The sequence below is a fragment of the Photobacterium makurazakiensis genome, assembly GCF_050336715.1.
Lineage (GTDB): Bacteria > Pseudomonadota > Gammaproteobacteria > Enterobacterales > Vibrionaceae > Photobacterium > Photobacterium makurazakiensis.
Genome location: NZ_JAKJSJ010000037.1, coordinates 52,701 through 67,834, shown reverse-complemented (window position 1 = coordinate 67,834; position 15,134 = coordinate 52,701). Strand labels below are relative to the sequence as shown.

Annotated in this window: 11 protein-coding genes; 6 read left to right on the top strand and 5 right to left on the bottom strand. The window is 43.9% G+C overall.

Annotation, left to right across the window (positions count from 1 at the left end):
• A partial coding sequence (locus L4D09_RS17175; protein WP_428458736.1) for a DUF7168 domain-containing protein occupies nucleotides 1-438 on the top strand: 438 nt, incomplete at its 5' end.
• A gap of 222 nt (nucleotides 439-660) precedes the next feature.
• Nucleotides 661-1,965 (top strand): inosine/guanosine kinase, encoded by a 1,305-nt coding sequence (locus L4D09_RS17170; RefSeq protein ID WP_428458735.1) that lies wholly within the window; start codon nucleotides 661-663, stop codon nucleotides 1,963-1,965.
• Between the two features lie 199 nt (nucleotides 1,966-2,164).
• Here L4D09_RS17170 and L4D09_RS17165 read toward each other — a convergent pair whose 3' ends face one another.
• The 4 genes from L4D09_RS17165 to L4D09_RS17150 form a co-directional block, all read right to left on the bottom strand.
• Complete coding sequence (locus L4D09_RS17165; RefSeq protein ID WP_428458734.1) at nucleotides 2,165-3,130, bottom strand: ABC transporter permease subunit; 966 nt, start codon at nucleotides 3,128-3,130, stop codon at nucleotides 2,165-2,167.
• Entirely contained in the window at nucleotides 3,127-3,981 is an 855-nt protein-coding gene (locus L4D09_RS17160) for a taurine ABC transporter ATP-binding protein (RefSeq protein WP_428458733.1), read from the bottom strand. The genes L4D09_RS17165 and L4D09_RS17160 overlap by 4 nt, the downstream gene beginning before the upstream one ends.
• Nucleotides 3,982-4,006: 25 nt before the next feature.
• Nucleotides 4,007-5,026: a taurine ABC transporter substrate-binding protein gene (tauA, locus tag L4D09_RS17155; RefSeq protein ID WP_428458732.1), complete on the bottom strand. Its 1,020-nt coding sequence runs from the start codon at nucleotides 5,024-5,026 to the stop codon at nucleotides 4,007-4,009.
• Between the two features lie 217 nt (nucleotides 5,027-5,243).
• A complete protein-coding gene (locus L4D09_RS17150; RefSeq protein ID WP_428458731.1) occupies nucleotides 5,244-6,623 on the bottom strand; it encodes an aminotransferase family protein in 1,380 nt (459 codons plus the stop codon).
• A 233-nt stretch (nucleotides 6,624-6,856) separates the two neighbouring features.
• Here L4D09_RS17150 and pdxR point away from each other — a divergent pair, with 233 nt between their 5' ends.
• From pdxR to ald, 4 genes are all read left to right on the top strand, one after another.
• On the top strand, nucleotides 6,857-8,386 hold the full coding sequence (pdxR, locus tag L4D09_RS17145; protein WP_428458730.1) for a MocR-like pyridoxine biosynthesis transcription factor PdxR: 1,530 nt from the start codon (nucleotides 6,857-6,859) through the stop codon (nucleotides 8,384-8,386).
• Nucleotides 8,387-8,464: 78 nt separating this feature from the next.
• Nucleotides 8,465-9,208: a TSUP family transporter gene (locus L4D09_RS17140; protein ID WP_428458729.1), complete on the top strand. Its 744-nt coding sequence runs from the start codon at nucleotides 8,465-8,467 to the stop codon at nucleotides 9,206-9,208.
• Between the two features lie 11 nt (nucleotides 9,209-9,219).
• Nucleotides 9,220-9,987 (top strand): SDR family NAD(P)-dependent oxidoreductase, encoded by a 768-nt coding sequence (locus L4D09_RS17135; protein ID WP_428458728.1) that lies wholly within the window; start codon nucleotides 9,220-9,222, stop codon nucleotides 9,985-9,987.
• Nucleotides 9,988-10,005: 18 nt separating this feature from the next.
• Nucleotides 10,006-11,127: an alanine dehydrogenase gene (gene ald / locus L4D09_RS17130; protein WP_428458727.1), complete on the top strand. Its 1,122-nt coding sequence runs from the start codon at nucleotides 10,006-10,008 to the stop codon at nucleotides 11,125-11,127.
• A gap of 56 nt (nucleotides 11,128-11,183) precedes the next feature.
• Here the strand turns inward: ald and hrpA are convergent, their stop codons facing one another.
• Complete coding sequence (gene hrpA, locus L4D09_RS17125) at nucleotides 11,184-15,023, bottom strand: ATP-dependent RNA helicase HrpA (RefSeq protein ID WP_428458739.1); 3,840 nt, start codon at nucleotides 15,021-15,023, stop codon at nucleotides 11,184-11,186.
• Nucleotides 15,024-15,134: the final 111 nt, after the last annotated feature.

The following is a 15,134-nucleotide window of genomic DNA, read 5'->3' as shown; positions in this document are numbered from 1 at the left end:
CTAACTAACCATAAAGGTTTGAAACAAGCTGAGTTTATTGGTGTTGCAGAACGTGCCATTTTTGCCGCCTTTGCCTTTGATATTGTTTATCGCGAAATGAACCAACAAACAGGTCAATTCCGTAATAGTTTTCAAGGTACAGGGACAAGTAATGCCGAAGTCGCGCGTCGCGTTTCCTCTTTCCTTGCTGGCTGGCTTGAAGGGGCACTTGAAAAACTGCCTGAGTTGAATACCGATGATGATCATGACAAGCGCATGAGCAACTACATCGACAAAGAATTCGAAAACATTGATCGCGAAACGTTCAAAAAGCAGCTTCAAGAAGCAATGAAAGCGCTGACCGATGATTATGAAAAAGGCATGAAGAAAGGTCGTTCGATTTCTGTTAACCGCCCTGTTGGCGGTACGAATACCCATAAACCCAAAATGCTTTCTTAAGCATAGATTTATGACCATCGCCATTCTTAACAGCCACTTGCGTGGCTGTTTTGCTATGAGAGCAACTCACCAACAAACAAATACTTCTTATCGCAAATCTGACGTGAACAAAAAAACAGCAAAAGATCACAATTAGTCATAAGATTGCCATAGAGTGGGATGTAACTCGCATTTTTATGATACAATGAAACAAAATCCCCCATTAATCGATAGCCTTCACACATGAAATTCCCTGGTCAGCGTAAATCAAAGCATTACTTCCCAGTCAATGCCCGCGATCCATTAGTTGCTCAAATCCAGCAAGAAAACCCGCTATCTCGTACCCACATAGTTGGTATTGGCCAAACTATTGTCGATATTGAAGCTCGTATCGATGATGCATTTTTGGCTCGACATAACTTAAGTAAGGGTCACTCTTTAGTTCTTGCTGAAGATAAAGCCGAGTTGCTTTATCAAGAACTGAAAGAACGCGATCTGATCAGCCATGAGTACCCTGGTGATACTGTTGGTAATACTCTGCATAACTACTCTGTACTTGCCGATGATCGATCTATTCTTCTGGGTGTGATGAGTCAAGATTTAAAAATTGGATCTTACGCTTACCGTTACCTATGTAATACATCAAGCCGCATGGACCTTGATCACCTGCAGCCTGTTGATGGTCCTATTGGTCGCTGTTATACCCTTATAACAGAAGATGGGGAGCGAACTTTTGCGATCAATGAAGGTGAAATGAACCAACTTTCACCGGAATTCGTGCCTGAAAGTGCGTTTGAAAATGCCTCTGCGCTCGTGCTTTCTTCGTACCTTGTTCGAGGTAAAGAAGGCGATCCGATGAAGTCGTCGGCACTAAAAGCAATTGAACATGCTAAGAAACATAACGTACCCGTCGTGCTAACGCTTGGTWCAAAATATGTTATTGAAGGTATGCAAGATTGGTGGATTCAATTTCTTAAAGAGCACGTTACTTGTGTGGCGATGAATGAAGAAGAAGCTGAAGCGTTAACCGGTGAAAAAGATCCTCTTGTTGCTGCAGATAAAGCACTTGAGTGGGTTGACCTAGTGCTTTGTACTGCAGGGCCTGTCGGTCTGTATATGGCAGGTTACACTGATGACGCACTTAAACGTGAGTCCACACTGCCACTATTACCTGGCAATATTGCTGATTTCAACAAGTATGAATTCAGCCGTCCGATGAAAAAAGAATGCTGTGAAAACCCTATCCGTGTTTATTCTCACATCGCGCCATATCTTGGCGGTCCTGTAGAGATTAAGAACACAAACGGTGCTGGTGATGCCGCGCTTTCAGCGCTGCTACATGACATGTCGGCAAACGGCTATCACAAAGCAAACGTGCCAAACTCAGGTAAGCATACTGCTTCGTTCTTAAGCTACTCATCATTCTCTCAGATCTGCCAATACTCAAACCGCGCAAGCTATGAAGTATTAACGCAGCATGCTCCTCGCCTATCGCGTGGCTTGCCTGAGCGTGAAGATTGTCTAGAAGAGGCATACTGGGAACGTTAATTTCCCTATAAACCTTTTCCTAAAAAAACGGAGCATAAGTGCTCCGTTTTTTTATGATGTTATCAAGGCAGAGATTACATTAACTACTGGTTCTAATTACAAAACATCTAACGTAAAGAACAACGGTTTAACTATATAAGACTGATTAAGTACTTATGTCGCTTGGTGTTTATGTAGTTAGTATTTATGCAGCTTAGTATTAGTACCCTTTCCAAGGTACTAATTTCTTTTCAGTCCAACGCATAAACAAATCAAATGTGTATGCGATAAGCCCAATAATGATTATCCCCGCGACGACGACATCGGTAACTAAAAACTCAGCGGCATTTAAAACCATATAACCAATACCCGCCTCTGCCGCGACCATTTCACTTGCAACTAACGTTGTCCAGCCAAAACCAATACCAATACGCAGCCCTGTTAAGATTTCAGGCAGTGCACTTTTAATAATGACATGCCACAAGACTTGTAGTTTTGTTGCTCCCATTGAGTAGGCGGCCTGAATTTGCTCACTTTTTGCTGCAGTGACACCAGCCCTAGCGCTCAGGGCTATTGGTGCGAACATGGCTAAGAAAATGAGTGCAATTTTGCTCGTTTCATCAATCCCCAGCCAAATAATAACCAATGGTAGATAAGCTAAAGGTGGTAATGGACGATAAAATTCGATAAGAGGATCAAAGATCCCACGTACCCACACATTTGTGCCTATTAGTATTCCCAACGGTATAGCAGCCATTGCAGCCAAAAAGAATGCACCAAACACCCTCGTTAAACTTGCAAGCATATGCTGCCCTAACGAGACACCAGAAAAACCGCTAACAACCAAATCTCCTACTCGCTCCATTACCGATATAGGTGAAGGTAAAAATAATGGCTTCACCCAACCAGTTTCGGTCACCAGCGTCCACAACAGAAGACAAGTCACGACAGAAATCACCGAAACAATCTTGGCATTACCCTGCCCAGGTTCACCATAATAGCTAGGTGGCGTCTCCGTTTTATTCTTTAATGCCTGAAACAACCAAGGGAATAACGGTAAACTTCCGTCCTTTCCAACTTCACTGCGGTAATGTGGCTTAGGCTGCTGTTCTGACTCATAGTCGGCTTTTATTTTAAGAGCATCTTCATCTGTCGATGATGGGAAAATTTCGATTGATTGACTCATGCTGCTACCTCCGGCACTTCATCCTGATGAATTATCGACAGCACTTTTTCGCGCATTTCGATAAAGTCTGGCATTGACTTCACCATACGAGCATCACGGCACTCTAAAAATCGTTTGTTAAAATCGAGCTCAAAACTATGAGTGATACGCCCAGGTCGCGGTGACATTACGATTAGACGAGAAGCCATAAACAATGCTTCTTCAACACTATGCGTTATAAAAAACATCATTTTGTTAGTCTGTTGCCAAGCATCAAGTAATAACTCTTGCAAGGTTTCGCGAGTTAATGCATCAAGTGCACCTAATGGTTCATCCAGTAATAGAATGCTCGGGTCATTGGTTAGTGCCCGCGCAATACCTACACGTTGCTGCATCCCACCAGAAAGCTGGTACACTTTATGGTGATGGAAGTCTTTTAGCCCAACAAGTTCAAGGTACTTTGCAGCCCGCTCTAAGCGCTCTTGTTTTTCAATACCCTGCAACTTCAGTCCAAATGCCGTATTCTCTATAACGTCTAACCAAGGAAAAAGCGCATGCTTTTGGAATACCACTCCCCGCTCAGCTCCAGGCCCTGTAATTTGATCACCAATCTCACGGCCTAATGCAACACGGGGGAGCCCTTCAAGCTGTGAGTATCCTAATGTCAGGTAACCGGATGTTGGCTGTATGAAACCGGCCATCAGGTTCAACAGTGTTGTCTTGCCACATCCTGACGCCCCTAATGCAACGACTAAGTCACCTTGTGCTATGGTTAAATTTACCCCCGAGAGTGCAGTCACTGCTTCGCCACCATCACGGTCATCATAGACAACCGATACATCATGGATCTCTAATACCTTTTCCTTCGTCATACGCCTTCTCCTTTATAACAACAACTTACAGTTCAATTGCTGCGGCGTATGCCGGGTTAACAAACACACTATAATCAGGTTGCAGACCTGAAATTTTCTTCTCTTCAAGCAAGAATTCAGAGGTAGATGTTAACGCTCTAACCGCACCACCTTCTGCACCACACCCTATCCATTGACACGACAGCTGTGAATTAACATCAAGGAATTCATACAGGCTCATTGCCTCTGGCACGGTACTTACATCACCTCCAGATAATTTGGCCACCGATACGGCAATAGGATGCTCAGATGAAAATGTTTCTTTGGCTTGTCGGTAATCATCATCGGCTTTCGCAACCACCGTTAAAAATTTCGTCACGAAATCACTGTTCTCTGCGGTAAACTTTTTATTCGCAATCAACCCATCAAAAGTCGGCTTTCCCCAAGCACTTAACTGCCTTGATGAAATCAAAACTGAGCCGTTTTGCTTAATTGTGCCTAATGCTGGATCCCAAATAAATGCACCATCAATATCTCCACGCTGCCATGCCGCTGCGATCGCACTAGGCTGCATATTCAGCAGCTTTACGTCTTTTTCACCTAGGCCAAACTGTTCCAAGGCAAATAGCATATGAAAGTGTGTAGTTGAAACAAAAGGTACCGCTAAGGTTTTTCCTTTCAAATCTGCTGGCGATGAAATCCCGCTACCATTGCGAACAACAAGGGCCTCAGCATCCGCAATATTCCCCATCACCCAGATAAGCTCCATATCAATGCCATTACTTGCAGCACTGGCTATAGGGCTCGAGCCAGCGACAGTCATATCAACAGCACCAGAAGCCATTGCTGTAATCGCTCTAGCGCCAGAATCAAATCTCCGCCACTTAATCGTATAGCCGTCTAGGCCATCGAATAATTGCTGATCTATCGCATATTTCATTGGGTTAAACATGCCTTGGTAACCAACAGTCACTTCTTTTGCTGCCGTAGCCGAAAATGAAAACAACATTGCACTTACTAATACTACAGCTTTGGTTTTGGTAACGGTCGCTTTAAAACTACTCATAATTTCTTCCTTTTAAATTAGAGGGACGGTTTTAAGCTACGCAAAGTATCCAAATGGCTGTAGTACCAATTCAAAGTTTTATTGGTCCAGCGATGCGATAATATGGTCATCCAAATTGGTGCAAACCAATCTGATTAGTATTCATCTGCTGGAATAACAAAATGCAGCGCCATAAAGACGCTGCATTTTGGTTGGTTATATTTTATGTATTAACCGTTTAAACTGAGATCATTTCGAATGCTTCATCGAGTGCAGCAATAATAATATCAGCTTCATTTAACGTTACAGTTAGCATCGGGCTTAGACACAGAGTGTTATTAAAAAGCCGGAAAGAACGATTGGTTCGTCCAATTAATACTCCAGATTTTGCGCAATGTGCCGCAACTTGCATAGCGACTTTTTCATCGACAGGTATTTTAGTTTCCCTATCAATAACCAACTCTAATCCTAGAAATAACCCTTTCCCGCGCACATCGCCGATGATGGAATGTTTATTCATCAATTCAAGTAGTTGCGACATGAGGTACTCCCCAACATGGGCGGCATTCTCGACTAGCTTTTCATCTTCGATAATACGCAAGTTTTCAAGAGCAGCTGCAGGGCCTGCAGTACAGCCTCCAAACGTACTAATATCACGAAAGAAACTTTCCCGCTCTAACGGCTCTTGCTCAAACAATTCAAATATTTCATCTGTCACCACAGTACAAGCTATTGCTGCGTATGCAGAAGCAACTCCTTTAGCCGTGGTGACAATGTCTGGCTGAATACCGTAGTGTTGGTACCCAAACCAAGCCCCAGTTCTTCCCAAACCACACACTACTTCATCAATATGCAGTAATACGTCGTATTTACGGCAAATTGCCTGAACAGCTTCAAGGTAACCTTCTGGTGGCGGGATCACTCCCCCTCCAGCAGTTATTGGCTCGATAACAACAGCTCCGACGGTATCGGCACCTTCGCTTAAAATCACATCTTCAAACGCTTTTGCAGCTAACTCACCGTAGTTATCAACATCACCATACTGGCTACGGTATTCACAGCAATGCGGAAATTCAACAAAACCAGGCGTAAACGGACCATATTGTTCTCGTCTCTCTTCTTGCCCTGTCGAGCTCAAACACGAAATTGTGGTACCGTGATAGTCGCGCTCTCGGTAAAGAATCTTATGCTTTTTGCCACCATATTTTTTGTGAGCGATTTGCCTAACAATTTTGTAGGCTTTTTCGTTGGCTTCCGAGCCTGAATTTGAAAAATACACTTTTCCCATTCCCGGCATTTTCTCAAGTAACTTGGCAGAAAACTCGGCAGCCACAGGTGTAGCAGCAGTACCCGCAAAGAAATTTAATATTAGTAATTGTTCCCGAATAGCATCAGCTATTGAAGTACGCCCGTAACCAACATTAACGCACCATACCCCACCTGCGGAAGCATCAAGATATCGCTTACCCGAAGCATCCCAAATATAACTTCCTTCTCCCTTAACCATCATTACTGGTGTTTGCGTGGCATGCTGTGTCATGTGATGCCAAACCGACGATTTATCGAGTTCAATAACATTCTGATAAGTATCCGCGGTGCCTTCTTCTATCGTGAGCATAATTACCTCCTTGTCTTAATAATTTTACCCTAATTCACTTTTCTTCCCCTCCATAGCGCCAGAATTTAAATTTTACTGGCCATACAAGTAAGAAAAGTTAAGGGCAATATAATCAGGACTGGAAGTACAAGCCTTAACATCAATGTCTAAATCTCAATGCCTGAATCTCAATGTAAGAGTGGCATAGTTAATGCAATTAAGTGATTAGAATTCATAAAGATAAGGATGTCCTCATGAAAAATGACCACTTAATTCATATTCAATTTTCTCCAGAAAGAGGTCTGCAAGAACAAATTAGAGAGCATCTTTTAGCAAAGATTAATGAAGGGGCGTTTTCGAATAAAGCACTGCCTTCATGCCGTAAATTGGCATCAATGCTTCGTGTATCTCGCAATACGGTTACTTTGGTGTATGACCGTCTGGTTGATGAGGGTTACTTACTGGCTCATCAACGCAGCGGTTATTACGCAAACCCTAGAACAGATATACTGAGCGCAGAGGTGAATGATATAGCGCCCAATTATTGCACAAGAACTGCACATTTCTGGCGCAAACGACTGGCACTAGAAACAGGTTCAATGCGAAATATCGAAAAACCAAGGAATTGGCAACATTACCCCTATCCATTTATCTTCGGTCAACCGGACCATACGCTATTCCCCCTCAGCCACTGGCGCGAATGTTGTCGTTTAGCACAGCGAGCGAGTGTAATAAAAGATTGGATCTCTGACTCGATTGACAGTGATGACCCAATGTTAATTAATCAGTTGCAAACAAATGTGTTAAGAAAACGTGGTATTCAAGCACGCCCTGAACATATCCTCATCACGATTGGAACACAAAACTCTCTCTACCTTTTAGCTAATCTACTCGCAACAAACGGGGTTCGAGTGGGAATAGAAGATCCCGGTTACCCGGATGCCAGAAACATATTCCACAGCCAAGGTGCTGCTATTCAACCACTAGCAATTGATCAACAAGGCGTTGTCATTAACGAGCAACTTCGCCACTGTGATTACGTCTACACCACACCTAGCCATCAAGTACCAACCAATATCACGATGTCGATGGAGCGTCGGGAGGAATTACTAACCGCGGCGGAACGTGATGACTTTGTAATAATCGAAGATGATTACGACAGCGAAGTAAATGTCACTCAGCAACCTCACCCGTCACTAAAAAGCCTTGATAACCATGGCCGTGTTGTCTATGTCGGTAGCTTATCGAAATCGCTATCCCCAGGGCTTAGGGTCGGATTTATGGTCGCAGATGAGTCGTTAATTACAGCAGCTAGGCAATTAAGACGCTTAATGTACCGTCACCCTCCCGCCAATAACCAACGGACCTGCGCCTTATTTATTTCAATGGGCTATTACGATACCTATCTGCGAAAACTTCGAGCACACTATACAGAGAAGTGGCAAACGATGAGAAGGAGTATCGAAACCTACCTTCCTCAATGCATAACCAATGATACGCTGGGTGGCAGTGCGTTTTGGCTCAAGCTGCCTGATGGCATTGAGAGTGCTTCTTTACAGGCCGCCGCTCGAGAGAAAGGGATTCTTGTGGAATCTGGTGATGTCCATTTTTTCTTGCATAAAAACTCAAGCCATCATGCCTCTAATCACTATATCCGACTTGGCTTCTCTGCGATCCATCACGATAAAATCGAAACCGGTATAAAGAAGCTCGCTGATGTATTTAATTCACTACAAAGTTGCACTGCTGCCACAACAAAAGGCATAGCTGCCCCTACAAATTAACCGAACTGGCTCTAATCAAACACTCTGTCAAAATTTATTCTTGTTACATCAATCACTAGCAAGAACAAGGAAGGCAGAGTGTTTACATTGTATGTAGTACCAGCATCGCTATTTTTAGCAGCCTTTGTTCGTGGCTATACTGGATTTGGATTTTCAGCAATAGCAATTCTGATCCTGACTTTGTCATACCCAGTTGCTGAAACGGTTCCAGCCGTTTTATTACTGGATCTCATCATCAGCTTACCTTTAGTTGCAACTAGCTGGAACCGTACTGACTTCAGTCAATTGCAGAAACTATTATGGGCCACCCTTTTAGGTATTCCTCTTGGGTTAATTCTACTCTGGAGCGCACCAAATACTGTTTTACAAATCTTGGTACCCACTACTATTTTATCGCTTGCGCTATTGCCATCGATTCGTACACCACTGGCAAAGCGAATGCTCGCATCACCCTATCTTTGCGGCTTAATGTCGGGTTGGACGACCAGTGCAGTATCCGCTGGCGGTGCCCCTGTTGTCATTCATTTGCGGCACAGCAAGTTATCACTACAACAACAACGCGATACCTTAATTTGTTATTTCTTTCTAACAACCTGCCTAACCGCCGGGCTCGGTTATGCCTACCGTAAACAATTTTATTTTCTGCCAGAGCAACCGTTCATCATGGGGCTACTGTGCGTGTTCGGCGTACTTGCAGGTCGCAGGTGCTACCAAGCACGACAGATCGCGAGCATTCACCATTTTTCCTATTACCTATTACTCGCACTGTCTGGTTTCAGCTTACTAAAAGCACTCGTCGCACTGGCAACGACACATCATTAAGGAGAATATCCATGACACAATCTAGCGTATTTATCACAGGTGCGACATCGGGCTTTGGCCTCGCGACTGCCCGCCTATTTGCACACAAAGGCTACCCACTCATTCTGACAGGACGCCGCTCAGAAAGGTTAGCCGCTGTCGCCGATGAACTGATGCAATTTACTGATGTCTTCACAAGCACGCTTGATGTGCGTGATGAAAAGCAGGTCGTTGACGTTGTCGCTACTCTACCCGACGCATTTAAAAATATCGAAATTCTGGTGAATAATGCAGGACTAGCACTCGGCACTGATCCTGCTCATCAAGCATCTCTGAGTGATTGGCAAACCATGATTGACACCAATGTGACAGGGTTAGTGAATGTCACCCATGCTCTGCTACCCATTCTTAATATACAACCCAAAGCAAGCATCATTAACCTTGCCAGTATTGCAGCTAATTGGGCATATCCCGGTAGCCATGTTTACGGTGCCAGCAAAGCTTTTGTTGCTCAGTTCTCGCGTAACCTACGTTGTGATTTCGCCGGTACTGGCATTCGAGTAACTAGCTTAGAGCCTGGATTATCGGAAAGTGAATTCAGTCTTGTACGCTTCAATGGCGATCAAGCGAAGTACAACGCCGTATATGAAAACTCTTCACCATTACAACCAGAAGATATCGCAGAGATGATTCTTTGGATTGCAGAACAGCCTGCGCATATCAATATCAATAGCTTAGAAGTGATGCCTACTTCGCAAGCTTGGAACAATTTCAACATCGTAAGAAACGACAGCATTTAAGATCACAAGGAGTGAATGATGATTATTGGCATACCAAAAGAAATTAAAGTACATGAGTACCGAGTCGGAATGACGCCTGCTAGCGTGCGTGAAGTGTGCACACAAGGCCATACTGTATATTTAGAAACCGGTGCTGGGTTAGGTATTGGCTGTAACGATGACGAATATCGCCAAGCTGGAGCAAAGATTTTAGCTACAGCAGATGAAGTGTTTGCCATTGCTGAAATGATCGTGAAAGTTAAAGAACCACTTGCTGTTGAGCGTGCTCGTCTGCGAGCGAACCAGTTGCTATTCACTTATTTACACCTTGCCCCTGATATGGCGCAGACAGAAGATCTGATTCAAAGTGAAGCGGTATGTATAGCCTATGAAACAGTTACTGGCCCCAATAATTCACTACCGCTATTAGCGCCAATGTCTGAAGTCGCTGGCAGAATGTCAATTCAAGCCGGTGCTGCTTGCCTAGAAAAGTCTCAAGGTGGGGTTGGCTTATTATTGGGTGGCGTAGCGGGCGTTGCACCTGCAAAAGTAACCATTATCGGTGGTGGCGTTGTCGGCGCAAATGCAGCACAGATGGCAGTTGGCTTAGGCGCTGATACCACAATTCTTGATAACAATATCGATACGCTTCGCCGCCTAAATGCACAGTTTGGCTCGAGCGTAAAAACGGTATATTCAAATCAACAAAATCTTGAAGATGCAGTCATCGGTGCTGATCTTGTCGTTGGTGGTGTATTGATACCTGGAGCGGCGGCTCCAAAATTAGTATCAGAGAAAATGGTACAAGCAATGCGTCCAGGATCTGCTTTAGTCGACGTCGCGATAGACCAAGGTGGTTGCTTTGAAACATCTGTCGTTACGACACATGACGCACCAACCTATATCAAACACGGTATTGTTCATTACTGTGTTGGTAATATGCCAGGTGCATTAGCCCGTACCTCTGCATTTGCACTTAATAACGCGACTTTGCCATATATCCTACGTCTGGCAAATCTTGGCTATAAAGATGCTTTGCAGAGTGATCAAAACCTCATGAATGGCCTCAATGTCATCCATGGCAAAGTAACCAACGAGAGTGTCGCTCGTAGTTTAGATTTATCGTTTATCAACCAAAATACGGCGCTGTCTGTCGCTTAACCATAAAAAAGCCAGAGCATCACATGCTCTGGCTTTTTCGATATACACCTAATGAACTAGCAATCATTAATCGCATTGCGTACACGCTTATCAGATACCGGATACGGTGTGCCTAACTGCTGAGCGAAGAAACTAACGCGAAGTTCTTCAATCATCCATCGGATCTCTTTCACCTTATCTGGCACTGGTTGACCTTTCGGGATCTTATTAAGCAGCTCTTTATAATCTGAGACAACAGACTCTACTTTTAAGATATGCATGCGATCTTTATTTGGGTCAATTGGTAGCTTTTCCATCCGACGCTCAATAGCACGCATATAGCGAAGAATGTCTGGAAGCTTACGCCAACCACATTCAGTAGCAAAGCCCTTGAATATCAAGCCTTCAACTTGCGCTTTAATATCAGACAGCGCAAACGCCATTGTTAGATCCACACGGCCTTTTAGGCGTTTATTGATACTGAAAGCTGTTGTCAGAATTTCTTCCACTTGCTTAGCAATCTCAACAACCGTGTCACCTAACTCACCTCGGACGTGCTCTTTAAGCGCTTCAAAGGCTTCTGGCTCCCATGCTATACCACCCTTCTGTTCAATCAACTTATCAATACCACAAGCAATGCAGTCATCAATCAAATCAAGCACACGGCCATACGGGTTAAAGTACAGACCAAGTTTTGATTTGTTCGGTAAATTAGCATGTAGGTATTTGATCGGCGACGGTACATTCAAAAGAACTAAACGACGTTGACCTTGCTGCATGGCATTACGCTGTTCTTCTTCAGTTTCAAACAGTTTAATACCAACAGAATCTTTATTATCAACAATCGCTGGGTATGCTTTTACTTCAAAGCCACCACGTTTTTGCTGATAACGTTCAGGTAGTTTACCGAAGCTCCAAGTTTTCAGGCCTTCTTGCTCAATATCATCATCAGCTACTTTCGATAACGTTTCTTGAACTTTCTCTTTCAGGCCATCTTTCAAGCTGTATAGATCTTTGCTTTCTTTCAGCTTGCGGTTGCGATGATCAACAACACGATAAGTGATCTTAAGGTGATCTGGGATCTGCTCTAAATTCCAGTCTTCACGCAGAACAGTAACGCCAGTCATTCGCTTCAGTTCTTTCTCAAGCGAATCTAGTAATGGCATTGCCATTGCGTCTGCTCGCGCCAAGAATGCATCGGCATAATTTGGTGCTGGCACAAAGTTACGACGTACTGGTTTCGGTAATGCTTTAATCAAAGCAATAACCAACTCTTGACGTAAACCCGGAATTTGCCAATCGAAACCATCGATATCCACTTGGTTTAAGATTGGCAGCGGCACATGAACCGTGACACCGTCACTGCCCTCACCCGGTTCAAACTGATAGCTCAACTTTAGCTTCAAGTTTTCTTGATGCCAAAAGTTTGGATAATCCAAATCGGTAACATGGCTTGCATCGCCTCTGAACAGCATTTCACGTTCAAAGTTAAGCAACTCATTATTTTCACGGCTCGTCTTTTTCCACCACGCATCAAAGTGACGGCCTGAAACTACCGTGTGCTCGATACGCTGATCATAAAACTCAAACAACGCATCATCATCAATCAAAATGTCACGACGACGAGATTTATGCTCTAGCTCTTCAACTTCTTTAAGCAACTTGCGGTTTTGATGGTAGAACTTATGCTTGGTTTCCCAATCACCTTCCACCAGCGCCGAGCGGATAAACAACTCGCGAGATAAGACCGGATCAATCTGACCGTAGTTAACTTTACGCTTTCCAACGACTGGAATTCCGTACAAGGTAACCTTTTCAAATGCAGCAACAGATGCCTGCTTCTTCTCCCAATGCGGTTCGCTATAGCTACGCTTCAGCAAGTGCTCAGCTAAAGGCTCAACCCACTCAGGTTGAATTTTTGCTGCGATACGACCCCATAAGCGAGACGTTTCAACTAGCTCAGCAACCATTACCCACTTTGGTTGCTTCTTGAAAATGCCTGAACCAGGGAAAATATTGAATCGTGCATTACGAGCGCCTTGGTACTCGTTTTTCTCTTGGTCTTTCAAACCGATATGAGACAACATACCAGCAAGAATAGCAGTATGAATACCTTGGTAACTGGCTTCTTGTTCGTTAACTCGTAGTTCAAGTTCTTTAACGACTTGGTTAACTTGGTAGTAGATATCTTGCCATTCGCGCACTCGCAAATAGTTCAGGTAATCTTTTTTACACTGGCGTCGGAACTGGTTACCTGACAGTGCTTTTTGCTGCTCTTGAATGTAATCCCACAGGTTTACAAACGTCATGAAATCAGAGTCTTTATCGTAGAAACGACGATGCTTCTCATCTGACGCTTGCTGTTTTTCTGAAGGGCGTTCACGTGGGTCTTGAATTGAAAGCGCACACGCGATGATCATCACTTCACGTAATGCACCTTGCTTAGGCGCTTCTAGCACCATACGGGCTAAACGTGGGTCAATAGGCAATCGTGCTAATTGACGTCCCATATTAGACAAACGCTTACGCGGATCTTTCGCTTTGGTGTTAATCGCACCAAGCTCTTCCAATAGGCGAATACCATCTTGAATATTACGATTGTCTGGTGCTTCTACAAACGGAAACGCTTGAATATCACCAAGACCAATTGCCGTCATCTGTAAAATAACCGAGGCAAGGTTAGTTCGTAGAATTTCCGGATCGGTAAACTCAGGGCGAGATAAGAAATCGTCTTCTGAGTACAAACGAATACAGATACCTTCAGCAACACGACCACAACGGCCTTTCCGCTGATTAGCACTTGCCTGAGAAATACGTTCAATCGGCAGGCGCTGTACTTTGGTACGATAGCTATATCGGCTTATACGTGCCGTGCCAGGGTCAATAACGTATTTAATGCCCGGTACAGTTAACGATGTTTCCGCTACGTTGGTTGAAAGAACAATGCGGCGACCTGCATGTGATTGGAAAATGCGATTTTGTTCACTTGCAGACAATCGTGCATACAACGGCAGCACTTCGGTATCACGTAGATTACGTTTTCCTAATGCATCGGCCGTATCACGGATTTCACGCTCACCATTCATGAAGATCAGGATATCGCCTAACCCTTCATCACACAGTTCATCAACCGCATCGAAAATGGCTTGTAGCTGATCACGGTCGCTATCGTCACCGTCTTCTGATACAGCACGATAACGCACTTCAACAGGGAATGTACGGCCAGAGACTTCAATGATAGGAGCATTTAAAAAGTGTTTAGAAAAACGCTCTGGGTCAATAGTTGCCGAGGTAATGATCACTTTTAGATCAGGACGCTTTGGCAGTAACTCACGCAGGTAACCCATAATGAAGTCAATATTCAGGCTTCGTTCGTGGGCTTCATCAATAATGATGGTGTCATATTGACTTAAAAAACGATCATTCTGGATTTCAGCCAGTAAGATACCGTCAGTCATCAATTTAACTTGGCTACGATCAGACACTTTGTCGTTGAAGCGAACCTTATAGCCCACGTAAGAACCGAGTTCACACTCAAGTTCATCAGCAATACGGCTTGCCACAGTACGAGCAGCAAGACGACGCGGCTGGGTATGACCAATCATGCCTTTAACGCCGAGCCCTAGCTCCATACAGATTTTAGGGATTTGCGTCGTTTTACCCGAGCCGGTTTCACCTGCAACAATCACGACTTGATTGTTTTTGATCGCTTCCGCGATATCGTCTTTTTTCTGACTAACAGGTAGCTGTTCGGGGTAAGTAATGGCTGGGCGCTGTTTAGTGCGCATCTCTACAACTTGCATTGATTTAGCAATGTCGAGCGCTATTTCATCAAATACAGCATGTTTAGCTGCATCTTTTTTTATTCTTGCCGCACCTTGTACACGTTTGTGTAAACGGAAACGATCGCGAATCATGCAATCTTTAATCGCGGCTTTTAACGTCTTTTCATTATTTAAAACGTCAGACTGAGAGGTATTCGACTGAGTCAAAGGAATTCCTGATATATCAGCTTGATATTAATTAAC